Below are 13,441 nucleotides of genomic sequence, written 5' to 3'. Positions count from 1 at the left end.
GGCCTGGCTCACCACGACCGCGCCGCCTCCAGCAAGTGGTCCCGCACCCGGGCCACATGAGGGTTGCCGAAGGCACCGGGGCGCTGCGCGAGGAAGCTGGTGTTGATCGGCGGGTCCTCGGGGTCGGCCAGGAGGACCAGCGCGCCGGAGGTCAGCTCGTCGGCGCACAGATAGCGCGGCAGCACGCTGAACCCGGCGCCGCCCGCGACGGCCGCCCTGACCCCGCGCAGATCGGGCACCGTGACGGCCGCCTGGCAGTTGAGGCGCCGGCCGAAGACGTGCCGCCAGTAGCGCCGGACGATCGGCAGATCCTCGGCGTACGTCACCAACGGCACCTCGTGCAGCACACCCGGACCGTCCGCCGCGAGCCGCTCCCCGATCCGCTCGGCCCAGACGGGAGCGGCGACCAGGACGAACTCCTCGTCCGCCAGCGGCACCGCTGTCAGGGTGCGGCCGCGCGGCCTGCTGGTGGCGACGACCAGGTCGTGGCGGCCCGCGCGCAGTTCGTCGAGGAGCGCGTCGGTCAGCCCCGTGGTCACCCGCAGCCGTACGCCCTGCGCGAGAAGCGGGCCGAGGGCGGGCAGCGCGACCGTGCTGAGCCATTCGGCGGGCCCGGCCAGATGGACCGGTTCGGCCCGCGTCTCCTCGAGGGTGCCCTGTCCCGTGGCCGCCGCGAGGGCGTCGAGCGGGGCGGCGACGCGGGCGGCGAGTTCGTCGGCGACCGTGGTCGGCGCGACCCCGCGCGGCAGCCGTTCGAACAACTCCCGCCGCGTCTGCCGCTCCAGGGACCGGATCTGGGTGGTGACCGTGGGCTGGGAGAGTCCCAGGAGGTGGGCGGCGGCGGTGAAGGAACCGGACCGGTAGACCGCGAGGAACGTGCGCAGGAGGTTGAGGTCGGCGGGTGCGGGCGCGGCGGCCGGCCCATCAGGAATCTCATGGCTCACGACAGCGAGCGTAGAACCCATGCGGATTTCTATGGCAGCCATCGGATCTGTCATTGGAAACCAGCCGTCGTCCGTCCTACGTTCGACACGTCCGACACGTTCGGCTCGTCGCCGCACTCCCCCTCCACCACTCAAGGAAGCGCACCCCATGTCGAAGATTCTGTTCGTCGTCACCGGCGCCGACCACTGGACCCTGGCCGACGGCACCAAGCACCCCACCGGCTTCTGGGCCGAGGAGGCCGCCGCCCCGTACGAGGCGTTCAAGGCGGCCGGTCACGAGGTCGTCGTCGCCACCCCCGGCGGTGTCGCGCCCACCGTGGACCAGGGCAGCCTGGCCCCCGAGGTCAACGGCGGTCAGGAAGGCGCCGACCGGGTCGCCGCCACGCTGGCCTCCTTCTCCGAGCTCCAGCACCCCGTCGCGCTGGAGGACGTCGACCTCGACGAGTACGCCGCCGTCTTCTACCCCGGTGGCCACGGCCCGATGGAGGATCTCGCGGTCCATGCCGGCTCGGGACGGCTCCTGACCCTCGCCCTGCGCTCCGGCAAGCCGCTCGGGGTCGTCTGCCACGGCCCGGCCGCGCTGCTCGCCGCCACGGACGGGGACGGCGCCAACGCCTTCGCCGGCTACCGCGTCGCCGCGTTCACCAACGCCGAGGAGATCCAGGCCGGGCTCGCCGACAAGGCGAAGTGGCTCCTCCAGGACCGTCTCGTCGAGGCGGGCGTCGACGTCCGGGAGGGCGAGCCGTGGGCGCCGCACGTCGTCGTCGACCGCAACCTGGTCACCGGCCAGAACCCGGCCTCTTCCGCCCCGCTGGCCACGGAACTGCTGAAGAAGCTGGCCTGAGAAACCGGCCCGGGGAGCGGAGAACCCGTCCCGAACGAGGGACGGGCCCGTCAGCCGTCGGCGGCGGCTGCTTCCCCGGGCTCGGGCGGCCGGCGCCGGCGGCCCCGAGGAGGCGTCGCCCGACGGCCTCGGCGGCCTCCCGGAGTTCGCGCGGCCCGACGATGCGGAACGGGGCCTTGATCACCGTGAGTTGTTCGGCGTACCAGTCCGGTTCGTCGGTCGTGGCCACGAGGCGGGTCGTGTGCGCGTCGATCGGTTCCCGGCGGCCCAGGTTCCGCGGGAGCCACTCCGCGACCGTGTCCGCGGGGGCGTCGATCACGACCTCCACCTGGTACTTGCAGCCGTCGGCAAAGTGTTCCTCCAGCGTCTCCACCGGGTCGAGACCGGCCGGCGGGGTGAACGTCTCCTCGAGTACGTCGACGGAGGCGACCCGGTCCACCCGCAGGACGCGTCTGGCGTTCCTCGTGTGCGACCAGGTGTGCGACCAGGTGTGCGACCAGCACAGGAGGTACCACCGGCCGTGGCGTACGACGACGCCCCACGGGTCGACCTCCATGACCCGCCGGGCGCGTCCGGTAGCCGAGCCGCAGTCGGCGGTGCGCGGCGCACGACCGGACGAGGACGGCCGTGGTCTCGGGGCGCGGGCTCACGGCAGCGGGGTCCCGGCCCCGGGCGCTCACCCCGCGGACCGCCTCGGCCAGGCCCGCGACCGGTTCCGGGAGCACGCGCATGATCTTGCCGACGGCGCTGCCCACGGGGCCGTCCGCGTCGGCGGCGTCATGGTCGCCGTCCAGTACGGCCATCACCAGCCCGAGGGCCTCGGCCGCCGTGAACGTCAGGGGTGCGGCGAGGGCGGCGGGCCTAACCGCTCACGGCCCATCGCACTCCTGCGACCACGCCCAACAAGAGCACCGGAAGCATCCACCACCATGGCGTGGCCCTCCGCACCGAAGGCACCAGCCACAGGGCCGCCGCGGCACCGGCTGCCGCGATGGTGAGGACGCAGGACAGAACGATTCCGGCGTACGCGTCGTCGTCCCAGGTGCCGGACGGACTGATGGTCAATGCGGTCCAACAGAAGTAGGCGGCGATGAGCGTGAGAAGGGTGAGGGGTACAGCGAGGACCAGACGGAGGCAACCGCGGTCGTCGTCCACGTGGGAAGGGCTGGTCATCAGCGCAGTGCGTTCCTTGCCTCGTCCAGATTGTTCGTGAACCCACGCCCACCATGTCCGGCGGCAGCCCCGAGTTCCGTGCCGCAGCCTTGATGATCTCCTTGTTCGCCGCGATCCAGTCGGCCCGTTCCTGAGCGTTTGAGGGCGGGCTCCAGTAGCTGTCCTTGGCTCCATCCCGCCGAGGGCGGAGCCCCTCCGATCTCCCGCCAGGGGCGGAACGCATCCGGTCTCCCCGTCGGGGGCAGGCCGCCGGGCCCGTTCGACGCCCCCCCCCGGCCGCTCGGCATGCCGGCACCAGACCTCTTTCGGCCAGGCACGCCACCGCCTCGATGCCCCGCTGCCACCCGCCCATTCGGTCTTAACGGAAGCTTGATGCGTTCGGCCCATGCATCCATGAGCCCCTGGGTCACTCTCTGCATACGCTGTTTCCGCCGTCTCCTCGATGGCCGGAACCGTTCGCAAAGCCGTACGTCAGGAGAGCCCGCAGATGGCCGCCACCGTCCCACGCGACCGCACGAAGCGACTGCGGGCGTGGATGCTGGAGGGGCTGTCCGACATGGCCAGGCCCCCGCAGGGGCCGCACGCCCCGCCCGAGCCCGCGCACAAGGGGCAGCGCTGGTGGCGGGTCATGTGCCTGACCGGTGTCGACTACTTCTCCACGCTCGGCTACCAGCCGGGCATCGCCGCCCTGGCGGCCGGGCTGCTGTCGCCCGTCGCGACGATCGTGCTGGTGATCGTCACCCTGGCGGGCGCGCTGCCCGTGTACCGGCGGGTCGCCGAGGAGAGCCCGCGCGGTGAGGGCTCGATCGCGATGCTGGAGCGGCTGCTGTCGTTCTGGAAGGGCAAGCTCTTCGTCCTGACGCTGCTGGGCTTCGCCGCCACCGACTTCCTGATCACCATCACCCTTTCGGCGGCGGACGCCTCCACCCACCTCGTCGAGAACCCGCATCTGACGAGCGCCCTGCACGGCTACCAGATGCCGATCACCCTGTTCCTGGTGGCACTGCTCGGCGCGGTGTTCCTCAAGGGCTTCCTGGAGGCGATCGGGGTCGCGGTCGCCCTGGTGGGCCTCTACCTGGCGCTGAACGTGGTGGTCGTGGTCGCCGGCCTGTGGCACGTGGTCACGGCCGGCCATGTGGTCACCGACTGGTCCACCGCGCTGACCGCCGAGCACGGAAACGTTTTTGCCATGGTCGGCGTGGCCCTGCTGGTCTTCCCGAAGCTGGCGCTCGGCCTCTCCGGCTTCGAGACCGGCGTCGCGGTCATGCCGCATGTCGCGGGCGACGCCGGCGACACGGAGGACCGGCCGGCCGGCCGCATCCGGGGCACGAAGAAGCTGCTGACCACGGCCGCCGTCATCATGAGCGCGTTCCTGATCTGCACGAGCTTCATCACGACGCTCCTCATCCCGGAGAGCGAGTTCGAAACCGGCGGCCAGGCCAACGGCCGCGCCCTCGCGTACCTGGCCCACGAGTACCTGGGCGGCGCCTTCGGGACGGTGTACGACGTCTCGACGATCGCCATCCTATGGTTCGCCGGCGCCTCCGCGATGGCCGGCCTGCTCAACCTCATGCCCCGCTATCTGCCCCGCTACGGCATGGCCCCGCACTGGGCGCGCGCCGTCCGCCCGATGGTCATCGTCTTCACGCTCGTCGGCTTCCTGGTGACGTGGATCTTCGACGCGAACGTCGACGCGCAGGGCGGCGCGTACGCCACCGGTGTGCTGGTGCTGATCAGCTCCGCCGCGATCGCGGTGACCATCGCGGCGCGCAAGGCGGGCCAGCGCAACGCGGCTATCGGCTTCGCGGTGATCTCGGCGGTCTTCCTCTACACGACCGTCGTCAACGTCATCGAACGCCCGGACGGCGTCAAGATCGGTGCCTGTTTCATCGCGGGCATCATCCTCGTCTCACTGCTGTCCCGGCTGGCGCGCGCCTTCGAACTCCGCGTCACCAGCGTGACGCTGGACGAGCTGGCGCAGCGGTTCGTACGGGACATCGCCAGCCGGAAGATCCGGTTCATCGCCAACGAGCCCGACAACCGCGACATCGCCGAGTACCGCGACAAGATCGAGCAGATCCGGCACGACAACGACATTCCGGCGCAGGAGGACTTCGTCTTCGTCGAGGTGACGGTCCTCGACCCGTCGGAGTTCGAGGCGGGTCTGAGCGTACGGGGCGAGGTCCTGCACGGCCGCTACCGCGTACTGACCCTGGAGTCGTCCTCGATCCCCAACGCGCTGGCGGCCCTCCTCCTGCACGTCCGCGACACCACCGGCGGCACCCCGCACATCTACTTCGAGTGGACCGAGGGCAGCCCCTTCGCCAACTTCCTGCGCTTCTTCCTCTTCGGCCAGGGGGAGGTGGCGCCGGTGACCCGGGAGGTACTGCGGGAAGCGGAACCGGACCGGAGGCGGCGCCCCCGGGTGCACGTCGGCTGAGACCCCGAGCCGGCTCCGGCCGCCGTGCGCAGGCGCCCGGTCACTCCCCCTCCCCCGGCGCACCCCCACCCACGGTGAACCCGATGACCGACCCGCCGCCGCGGCGCCGGTAGGCGAACGGTGTGCCCCCGTGCGACATCGCGACCTCGCGCACGATCGACAGGCCCAGCCCCGAGCCGGGCAGGCTGCGGGCGTCGGCCGCCCGGTAGAAGCGGTCGAAGACGCGCGTCAGGTCGGCGTCCGCGATGCCGGGGCCGCGGTCCCGGACCTCGACGCGCACGCTGCCCGGCCCGACGGCGGCCTCGGACGGCGCCGCGCCGTCCGAACGGGCCGAGCCCGGCGCACGGAGCACCTCCGAACGAGCCGAGCCCGAGGCGCGGAGCACGTCCGAGCGGAGCGAGCCCGAGGCACGGAGCGCCTCCGAACGGGCCGAGTCCGAGGCGCGGGCCGTGTCCGGCCGGGCCGTCCCGGGCCCGCGCACCGTCCCGGCCCCCGCCGCGCCCGTCACCACGATCTCGATCGCCTCCTCGCCGTCGCGGTCGAACTTCGCCGCGTTCTCCACCAGGTTCGACAGCGCCCGCTGCAACGCCGCGGGGCGGCCGTCGGCCGTCGGGTCGCCGGTGACGCGGACGATGACGTCACGGCCCGTGCGGCGGCGGGCCACGATCGCCACGTCCTCCGCGAGGTCTCCCAGGTCCAGCCGCTGCACCGGCTCCGTGTCCGACTGGCCGGCCGCCAGATCCACCAGCTCGTTGACCAGGTCGGTCAGTTCCCGCGACTCGAGGGCCAGGTCGGCGACCAGTTCCTCGCGGGCGGCGGGTGGCAGTTCGTCGATGCGGCGGAGCATCGAGATGTTCGTACGCAGCGAGGTGAGCGGCGTACGGAGTTCGTGGCCCGCGTCCTGGACCAGGCGGCGCTGGTCCTCCTCCGACTGGGCCAGGCGGCCCAGCATGCGGTCGAAGGCGCGGCCGAGCCGGGCCACCTCGTCGCGCCCGGTGACCGGCACCTGAATGCCCAGTCGCCGGGTGCGGGCCACGTCCTCGGCGGCCGCGGTGAGCCGGACCAGCCGCCGCGTTATCCGCCGGGCCAACCACCAGCCGAACAGTCCCGCCGCGATCACAACGCCGCCGACCAGCAGGAACGTCCGCTGCTGAAGCTGGCGCAGCAGATCCTCCGTGTCGCTGAACTGCTGCGCGATCTGCACCGCGCCCCGCCCGTGGCCGAGGGAGACGGCCGCCACCCGGTAGAAGTCGCCGGCCACCTCGACCTCCTTGTGCTCCGCCAGCTTCCCGGCCGAGGAGGCCTCGGCGACCTGCCGGTCCGCGGCGGCCACCGGCAGCACCGGGTGCCCCCGGTCCGCGACCGCGCCACCGGGGCCGAGCACCTGCACGTCCGTACGGCTGGGCCGGATGATGTCGTCGAGCGGGCCGTCGTGGTCGGGGTCGGAGGAGGCGAAGTCCTCGGGGTCCAGTGCGTCGTGCCGCACCTGTTCGCGCAGGTCGTGCACGACCTGCGCGAACACGGTCTGCTGGTCCAGGCGGACCAGCCGGGCGGCGGCGTCGTAGCTCAGGAAGCCGACGAGGACGGTCACCCCGACGGCCACCGCCGCGAACGACAGCGTGAAGGTGGCGCGCAGTGAGGAGATGCCGCGCAAGCGCGTGCGCAGGCTCCGGGGCAGCCGGGACACCAGGGGCACTCAGTCCTCCCTCAAGACGTACCCCACGCCCCGCACCGTGTGGATGAGCGCTGGAGCCCCCGGCTGGTCGAGCTTGCGCCGCAGATAGCCCACGTACACGGCGAGGTTCTTGGAACCCGGGCCGAAGTCGTAGCCCCAGATGCGGTCGTAGATGGTGGTGTGGTCGAGGACGATGCCCGCGTTGCGGACGAGCAGTTCCAGGAGGTCGAACTCGGTGCGCGTGAGCTCCACCTCACGCTCCCCGCGCCAGGCGCGCCGGGCCTGCACGTCCATCCGCAGCCCCGCCACGGACACCTGCCCGCTGGGCGACGGCTCCTCCTTCGGCGCGTCGAGGGAGGCGTTCCCGGTGCGGCGCAGCAGGGCCCGCAGCCGTGCGAAGACCTCCTCCACGTCGAACGGCTTCACCACGTAGTCGTCGGCGCCCGCGTCCAGACCCGCGATCCGGTCGGCCGTCTCCACCAGCGCGGTGAGCATCAGGATCGGGGTGCGGTCGCCCTCGGCGCGCAGCACGCGGCACACCTGGAGGCCGTCGATGCCCGGCATCATCACGTCGAGCAGGAGCACGTCGGGCGGGGTGCGGTGGGCCTGGGCCAGCGCCTCGACCCCGTCGGCGACGGCGGTCACCGCGTAACCCTCAAGCGTCAGCGCGCGTTCCAGGGCATGACGGATGGCGCGGTCGTCCTCGGCGAGCAGAACTGTCTGGGTCACCCCGCCAGTCTGCCAAGGCCGCGGCGGCATACCACCTGATGAGCCGGGGCGCGGGTGGGCTTCTTACCCGCCTCTCACCGCGGCCGGGCCAGTGACTTACCTCGTCCGGTCACTGTGTCCCCCATGTCAGGCGCGTCCAGAAGGACCGAGGCCGCGCAGGGGAAGGCACTGAATGAAGCGGATGACACGCATGACGAGCCGCGCCGGGCGCAGGAAGATCGTGTTCCTGCTGCACAACGCGTATGCCATCGGCGGCACCGTCCGCACCACCCTCAACCTCGCCTCGGCGCTGGCCGAGCGGCACGACGTGGAGATCGTGTCGATGTCCCGGCACCGCGCCGAGCCGCGCTTCGCCGTCGACCCGCGGATCACCCTCGTCCCCCTGGTGGACACCCGCGAGGGCAGCGCCGACCTGGCGGACCCGGCGTACGCGCGGGAGGCCGTCGACTTCCCGGTGGCCGACAAGCGCCACCACCAGTACACGCGCCTCACCGACCTGCGGGCGCGGGCGTATCTGGAGAGCTGCGACGCGGACGTCGTCATCGGCACCCGGCCCGGCATCAACGTGTACATCGCCCTCGGGCCGCGCCGTGCGCTGCGCATCGCACAGGAGCACCTGCGGCACGACGCGCACGCCAAGCGGCTGCGCACTGTTCTCGCGCGCCACTACCGGGACCTCGACGCGGTGGTGACGATGACCGGGGCGGACGCGGAGGTGTACCGGACGCGGATGCCCCTGCCCGGCGTCCGTGTGGTGTCGGTGCCGAACATCGTGCCGGAGGTCGGCGTCGCGCCCTCCGACGGCACGGCGAAGGTGATCGCGGCCGCCGGCCGGCTGGTCCCCGGGAAGCGGTACGACGTCCTGCTGGAGGCGTTCTGCGCGGTGGCCGCCAAGGATCCGGACTGGGAACTGCGCATCTATGGAGGCGGGGCCGAGAAGGAGCGGTTGCAGGGGCTGATCGACGGGTTGGGGCTCGCCGGTCAGGCCCGGCTGATGGGGGTGCGTACGCCCATCGAGGCGGAGTTCGCCCAGGCGTCGCTGGTGGTCAGCGCCTCGGACGCGGAGTCGTTCGGGATGACGCTGGTCGAGGCGATGCGCTGCGGGGTGCCCGTGGTCAGCACCGACTGCCCCCTCGGCCCCGCCGAGATCATCACGGACCGCGTGGACGGCCGGCTGGTGCCCGTGCGCGACACCCGCGCCCTCGCCGACGCGATGCTCGACCTGGTCCTGGACGACGATCTGCGCAGGTCGATGGGCGCCGCGGCCCGCGCGAGCGCCCACCGCTACGACCCCGAGCCGATCGTCGACCACTACGAGCGGCTCTTCGCCGAGCTGCGGGCGGCCCGCCCCGGGCGGGCGTGGTCCCGGCAGCGGGAGCGCGCACGGGGCTGGGCCCGCCGCACGGTCCGGGCGGCCCGGCGCCGGCTGCGCGCCTGGGGTGGCGGCCGCCGCCCTGAACTGACGGGGGCGAGGACGCGTACAGCACGGGAGACGTGACCGGACGGCACGCCGGGGGCGGCAGGGTGTGCCGGCCCGGCACTGGAGCTCCGGTCCGTCCAGGGTCCGACCGCCGGACCGCAGACGGAGAGAGGTGGCGCATGACGGCCCATGTGACGGACGAGGACACCGCGGCCGATACGGCCGCGACAGCGGCGGGCGGGGCCACGCGCCCCGCGAGCACGGCCACGACCGCGGCGATCCCCGTCCCGGCCGCACCGGTCCCCGTCACGTCCGTCGCACCGCCCGCGCAGACCCCCATGGCCGGGCCGGGGGCTCCCCCCACCCGGGTGCGGCCTGGGCGGCGGAGGGGGTGGGCCGCAGCGCTTCGGCGGTGGCGGCCCGCCCCCTGGCCCGCGCTCCGGGCCATCGCCGAACAAACCTTTCGGCCCCTCCTGCTGACCGCCTTCCGGCCCACCTTGCTGACCATCGCCACGGCGGGCGCGGCCGCCGGGATCGCGGTCGGCCCCGCGGGCCCCACCGCCACGGTCCCCGCCCATGCCGCGGGCACGAAGACGAGAGCGGGGACCACCGGGACCAAGACCAAGACCGGGACCGGGGCCGGGGCCGGGACCGGGACCGGGGCCGGGACCGGGAACCGGGGCCGGGAACCCGGGACCGAAACCGGGACCGCGACCGGAGCCGAAACCCGCACCGCCCCCCAACGCCCCGCCCCCCTTCCCCCCGGCACCGCCACGGCCCCCTGGCGCCCGAGGTTCCCCCAGGGCCGCGGGCTCGAAGCCGTCTCCCTCCTCTACCTCCTGGTCCAGCTGACCCTCGTCGTCCCGCACCTGGCGCACGTTCTCGGCTGGGACGAGACCGTCTACGTCTCGCAGGTCGACCCCCGCACGCCCGCCGCCTTCTTCAGCGCCCCCCGGTCCCGCGGCATCAGCGTCCTCGTGTCGCCCGTCCTCGCGGTGACCGACTCGGTGCTCGCCCTGCGGATCGCGCTGGCCCTGCTGTCGACGGCCGCGCTGTACGCCGCGTACCGCGTCTGGCGCCCGCTCCTCGGCCCCGCCACGACCGCCCTCGCCGCGCTGGTGTTCTCGGGCCTGTGGATCGCCCAGATCTCCGGCCCGGAGGCGATGCCCAACCTGTGGGTGGCGCTGGGCGCCGTCGCGGCCACCGGCCTGTTCCTGCGCGCGCCCCGGGAACCGAACGCCCGCTGGTGGCTCGCCGCCTGCCTGGCCGGGGTCGCCCTGATGCGCGTACCGGACGCGGCCTGGCTCGGCCTTCCGCTGTTCGCGACCGCCGGGTGCGTACGCTCCCACCGCCGCACCCTGCCGTACCTGCTCGGCGGTCTCGCGGCCGGCGCCACGCAGTGGACCGTGGAGGCGTACAGCCGTTTCGGCGGCGTACCGCAGCGGCTGCACGTCTCCGGCGCCACCGAGGGAGGCATGCACCCGCACCTCAACCTCTTCAACGCCTGGCGCAGCCTCAACGGCCCCGAACTGTGCCGCCCCTGCTCGGGTCCGGTCCACCACCCCGAACTCACCCTCTGGTGGCTGGCGCTGCCCCTGCTCGCGCTGGCCGCGCTGGCCGTCGCCCTGCGCGAGCGGCGCACGGGGGTCCCGGCCGACCGCACGCTCGTCCCGCTGGCCGTCGCGGTCTGCCTCTCCGCGCCGTACCTGCTCCTGCTCAGCTACTCGGCGCCGCGCTTCCTGCTTCCCGCGTACGCCCTGCTGGCGCTGCCGGTCGGCGGGCTGCTCACCCGTGTCGCACGGCCGCGGCCCGCCCTCGCGGTCACGGTGGGCTGTCTGGTCGCCCTGCAACTCGTCGCGCAGTACCCGGTGCTGCACCGGATGACCGCTCAGGTGGCGTCCTTGGACCAGCGCTACCGTGTCGCCGCCGACGAACTGAACGCCCTCGGGCTGCGCGCACCCTGCCTGCTCGTGGGCTCGCACGCGCAGCCGGTGGGGTACGACGCGGGCTGCGCCTCCGCCGCGACGAAGGGCAACAACCGCAACACCACGCCGAGTTCCGTACTGCGGCGGGCCGAGCGGATGCCCACGGCCGTCCTGACGGCCGACGCCCAGCGGCCCCCGCGCTACGCCCGCGACTGGACCCGGCACCCGCTGCCGGGCACCGACGGCTGGACGGCCTGGCTGGCACCGGCCCCGGGTGCCTCCCGCTAGGCGGGCAGCACCCGGGGCCGTAGCCCGCCACCGCTACCGCGTGCGCAGGGCGGCGAGCTGCTGCTCGAAGGGCACCACCTGGAAACCGTCCGTGCGAGACCCGCGGCCGGCGGTCGCGGACTGCGCGACGGTCTCCCGGGGCCGGGGTACGGACCCCTCCGCCGGGGCCGCCGCCGGGCCGTCGGCCGAGACCTCCGCCCCGGCCCGCGGCTGCGCGTCACGCGCCGGCCCCACCGCCGAAACCCCTGACATGAGCCCCGTCATGAGCCCCGCCAGTTCCCCGGCCGCCCGCTCGATCCGCTCGGCCAGCCCCTCCGCTCCCCAGTCCTCCGAGGCCGCGTAGACGCCCGTCGGTACGACCACGGCCCGCAGGTGGGCGAACAACGGGCGCAGCGCGTGCTCCAGGACCAGCGAGTGCCGGGCGGAACCGCCGGTCGCCGCGATCAGCACCGGCTTTCCGGCGAGCACGCCCTGTTCGAGCACGTCGAAGAACGACTTGAACAAGCCGCTGTACGAGGCGGAGAAGACCGGCGTGACGACGATCAGGCCGTCCGCCTCCGTCACCGCCCCGATCGCGGCGGCCAGCGCGCGTCCGGGGAACCCGTTGGTGAAGTTGTGCGCGATCTCGACGGCGAGGTCGCGCAGTTCGACGACCTCCACCTCCGCCGGGACCCTCGCGGCGGTCGCCTTCGCCAGCCGGTCGGCCAGCAGCCGCGTGGACGAGGGCACACTCAGCCCCGCGGAGACCACGACCAGCTTCATCACACCGTCACCTCCTTGGCGGCCGCGGCCGCCGTCACGCGCGACGCGTGCGTCGGCGCGTCCGGCACCTGGGCCGGCCGTCCCTTCGCGAACTCCTCGCGCAGCACCGGTACGACCTCCTCGCCGAGGATGTCGAGCTGCTCCAGGACCGTCTTCAGCGGCAGACCCGCGTGGTCCAGCAGGAAGAGCTGGCGCTGGTAGTCGCCCGCGTACTCCCGGAAGGCCAGCGTCTTCTCGATCACCTGCTGCGGCGAGCCGACCGTCAGCGGCGTCTGGTCCGTGAAGTCCTCCAGCGACGGCCCGTGCCCGTACACCGGCGCGTTGTCGAAGTACGGCCGGAACTCGCGGACCGCGTCCTGCGAGTTGTGCCGCATGAACACCTGCCCGCCGAGCCCGACGATCGCCTGCTCGGGCGTGCCGTGGCCGTAGTGCGCGTACCGCTCCCGGTACAGCTCGACCATCTGCTTCGTGTGGTCGGCCGGCCAGAAGATGTTGTTGTGGAAGAAGCCGTCACCGTAGTACGCGGCCTGCTCCGCGATCTCGGGAGAGCGGATCGAGCCGTGCCAGACGAAGGGCGGTACGCCGTCCAGCGGCCGGGGCGTCGAGGTGAACGACTGCAACGGCGTACGGAACTGGCCCTCCCACGTCACCACGTCCTCGCGCCACAGGCGGTGCAGCAGCGCGTAGTTCTCGATGGCGAGGTTGATGCCCTGGCGGATGTCCTTCCCGAACCACGGGTAGACCGGCCCGGTGTTGCCGCGGCCCATCATCAGGTCCACCCGGCCGTCCGCGAGCTGCTGGAGCATCGCGTAGTCCTCGGCGATCTTCACCGGGTCGTTGGTGGTGATGAGGGTGGTGGAGGTGGAGAGGATCAGCTTCTCCGTGCGCGCGGCTATGTAGCCGAGCATCGTGGTCGGGGACGACGGCACGAACGGCGGGTTGTGGTGCTCGCCGGTCGCGAAGACGTCCAGGCCGACCTCCTCCGCCTTCAGCGCGATCGCGACCATGGCCTTGATGCGGTCGCGCTCGGTCGGCGTCCGACCCGTGGTCGGGTCCGGTGTGACATCGCCGACGCTGAAGATCCCGAACTGCATGGTCGCTCACCCTCCGCAGGTTGTTTACGATTCAACTATACCCTTGAACGACCACACCCCCCGAGGTATTCCACCCCCCGCCGCGGCACGCCCTCCGCCCCGGCGGCGCCGCCTCGGCGGCAATCCCCTCGGCGGCAGTCCCCTCGG

At 73.1% G+C, this 13,441-nt stretch carries 11 protein-coding genes; 4 read left to right on the top strand and 7 right to left on the bottom strand.

Going from position 1 to position 13,441, the window contains the following annotated elements:
- Positions 1 to 8: 8 nt before the first annotated feature.
- Positions 9 to 944: a LysR family transcriptional regulator gene (locus GTY58_RS24975; RefSeq protein ID WP_242432181.1), complete on the bottom strand. Its 936-nt coding sequence runs from the start codon at positions 942 to 944 to the stop codon at positions 9 to 11.
- A 148-nt stretch (positions 945 to 1,092) separates the two neighbouring features.
- On the opposite strand from GTY58_RS24975, the gene GTY58_RS24970 reads away from it, so the two are divergent.
- Positions 1,093 to 1,788, top strand: a complete 696-nt coding sequence (locus tag GTY58_RS24970) for a type 1 glutamine amidotransferase domain-containing protein (RefSeq protein WP_010986195.1) — start codon at positions 1,093 to 1,095, stop codon at positions 1,786 to 1,788.
- Here the strand turns inward: GTY58_RS24970 and GTY58_RS24965 are convergent.
- Both GTY58_RS24965 and GTY58_RS24960 read right to left on the bottom strand, forming a co-directional pair.
- Complete coding sequence (locus GTY58_RS24965) at positions 1,724 to 2,344, bottom strand: WYL domain-containing protein (RefSeq protein WP_010986194.1); 621 nt, start codon at positions 2,342 to 2,344, stop codon at positions 1,724 to 1,726. The genes GTY58_RS24970 and GTY58_RS24965 overlap by 65 nt on opposite strands.
- A 305-nt stretch (positions 2,345 to 2,649) precedes the next feature.
- Positions 2,650 to 2,961 carry a hypothetical protein gene (locus GTY58_RS24960; protein WP_037647986.1) on the bottom strand — a complete coding sequence of 104 codons (312 nt, stop codon included), beginning with the start codon at positions 2,959 to 2,961 and terminating at the stop codon, positions 2,650 to 2,652.
- 487 nt (positions 2,962 to 3,448) lie between these two features.
- On the opposite strand from GTY58_RS24960, the gene GTY58_RS24955 reads away from it, so the two are divergent.
- Positions 3,449 to 5,401, top strand: a complete 1,953-nt coding sequence (locus tag GTY58_RS24955; RefSeq protein WP_037647990.1) for an APC family permease — start codon at positions 3,449 to 3,451, stop codon at positions 5,399 to 5,401.
- Positions 5,402 to 5,441: 40 nt separating this feature from the next.
- On the opposite strand, the gene GTY58_RS24950 is transcribed toward GTY58_RS24955, so the two are convergent.
- Both GTY58_RS24950 and GTY58_RS24945 read right to left on the bottom strand, forming a co-directional pair.
- On the bottom strand, positions 5,442 to 7,097 hold the full coding sequence (locus tag GTY58_RS24950; RefSeq protein WP_010986191.1) for a HAMP domain-containing sensor histidine kinase: 1,656 nt from the start codon (positions 7,095 to 7,097) through the stop codon (positions 5,442 to 5,444).
- Positions 7,098 to 7,805 (bottom strand): response regulator transcription factor, encoded by a 708-nt coding sequence (locus GTY58_RS24945; protein WP_037647993.1) that lies wholly within the window; start codon positions 7,803 to 7,805, stop codon positions 7,098 to 7,100. It abuts the gene before it with no gap.
- 190 nt (positions 7,806 to 7,995) lie between these two features.
- Here GTY58_RS24945 and GTY58_RS24940 point away from each other — a divergent pair, with 190 nt between their 5' ends.
- The gene (locus GTY58_RS24940) at positions 7,996 to 9,303 is read left to right on the top strand and encodes a glycosyltransferase family 4 protein (protein ID WP_107083071.1); all 1,308 of its coding nucleotides are present in this window, start codon (positions 7,996 to 7,998) and stop codon (positions 9,301 to 9,303) included.
- A gap of 101 nt (positions 9,304 to 9,404) precedes the next feature.
- Positions 9,405 to 11,438, top strand: a complete 2,034-nt coding sequence (locus GTY58_RS24935; RefSeq protein ID WP_237528884.1) for a pyridoxamine 5'-phosphate oxidase family protein — start codon at positions 9,405 to 9,407, stop codon at positions 11,436 to 11,438.
- Positions 11,439 to 11,471: 33 nt separating this feature from the next.
- On the opposite strand, the gene GTY58_RS24930 is transcribed toward GTY58_RS24935, so the two are convergent.
- The gene (locus GTY58_RS24930; RefSeq protein WP_010986187.1) at positions 11,472 to 12,200 is read right to left on the bottom strand and encodes an FMN reductase; all 729 of its coding nucleotides are present in this window, start codon (positions 12,198 to 12,200) and stop codon (positions 11,472 to 11,474) included.
- Positions 12,200 to 13,294: an LLM class flavin-dependent oxidoreductase gene (locus tag GTY58_RS24925; protein ID WP_010986186.1), complete on the bottom strand. Its 1,095-nt coding sequence runs from the start codon at positions 13,292 to 13,294 to the stop codon at positions 12,200 to 12,202. The genes GTY58_RS24930 and GTY58_RS24925 overlap by 1 nt, the downstream gene beginning before the upstream one ends.
- Between the last annotated feature and the right edge of the window lie 147 nt (positions 13,295 to 13,441).

This window comes from Streptomyces sp. SID5469 (assembly GCF_009862865.1).
In the GTDB taxonomy this organism is placed as follows: Bacteria; Actinomycetota; Actinomycetes; order Streptomycetales; family Streptomycetaceae; genus Streptomyces; species Streptomyces avermitilis.
Note: the sequence above shows the minus strand (reverse complement) of the source record. Positions and strands in the feature narration are given on the sequence as shown.

Bases quoted from the DNA above. Each gene is read 5' to 3' on its own strand.
- GTY58_RS24970 (WP_010986195.1), top strand. From the start codon at position 1,093: ATGTCGAAGATTCTGTTCGTCGTCACCGGCGCCGACCACTGGACCCTG.
- GTY58_RS24965 (WP_010986194.1), bottom strand. From the start codon at position 2,344: ATGGAGGTCGACCCGTGGGGCGTCGTCGTACGCCACGGCCGGTGGTAC.
- GTY58_RS24960 (WP_037647986.1), bottom strand. From the start codon at position 2,961: ATGACCAGCCCTTCCCACGTGGACGACGACCGCGGTTGCCTCCGTCTG.
- GTY58_RS24955 (WP_037647990.1), top strand. From the start codon at position 3,449: ATGGCCGCCACCGTCCCACGCGACCGCACGAAGCGACTGCGGGCGTGG.
- GTY58_RS24940 (WP_107083071.1), top strand. From the start codon at position 7,996: ATGACGAGCCGCGCCGGGCGCAGGAAGATCGTGTTCCTGCTGCACAAC.
- GTY58_RS24935 (WP_237528884.1), top strand. From the start codon at position 9,405: ATGACGGCCCATGTGACGGACGAGGACACCGCGGCCGATACGGCCGCG.
- GTY58_RS24930 (WP_010986187.1), bottom strand. From the start codon at position 12,200: ATGAAGCTGGTCGTGGTCTCCGCGGGGCTGAGTGTGCCCTCGTCCACG.
- GTY58_RS24925 (WP_010986186.1), bottom strand. From the start codon at position 13,294: ATGCAGTTCGGGATCTTCAGCGTCGGCGATGTCACACCGGACCCGACC.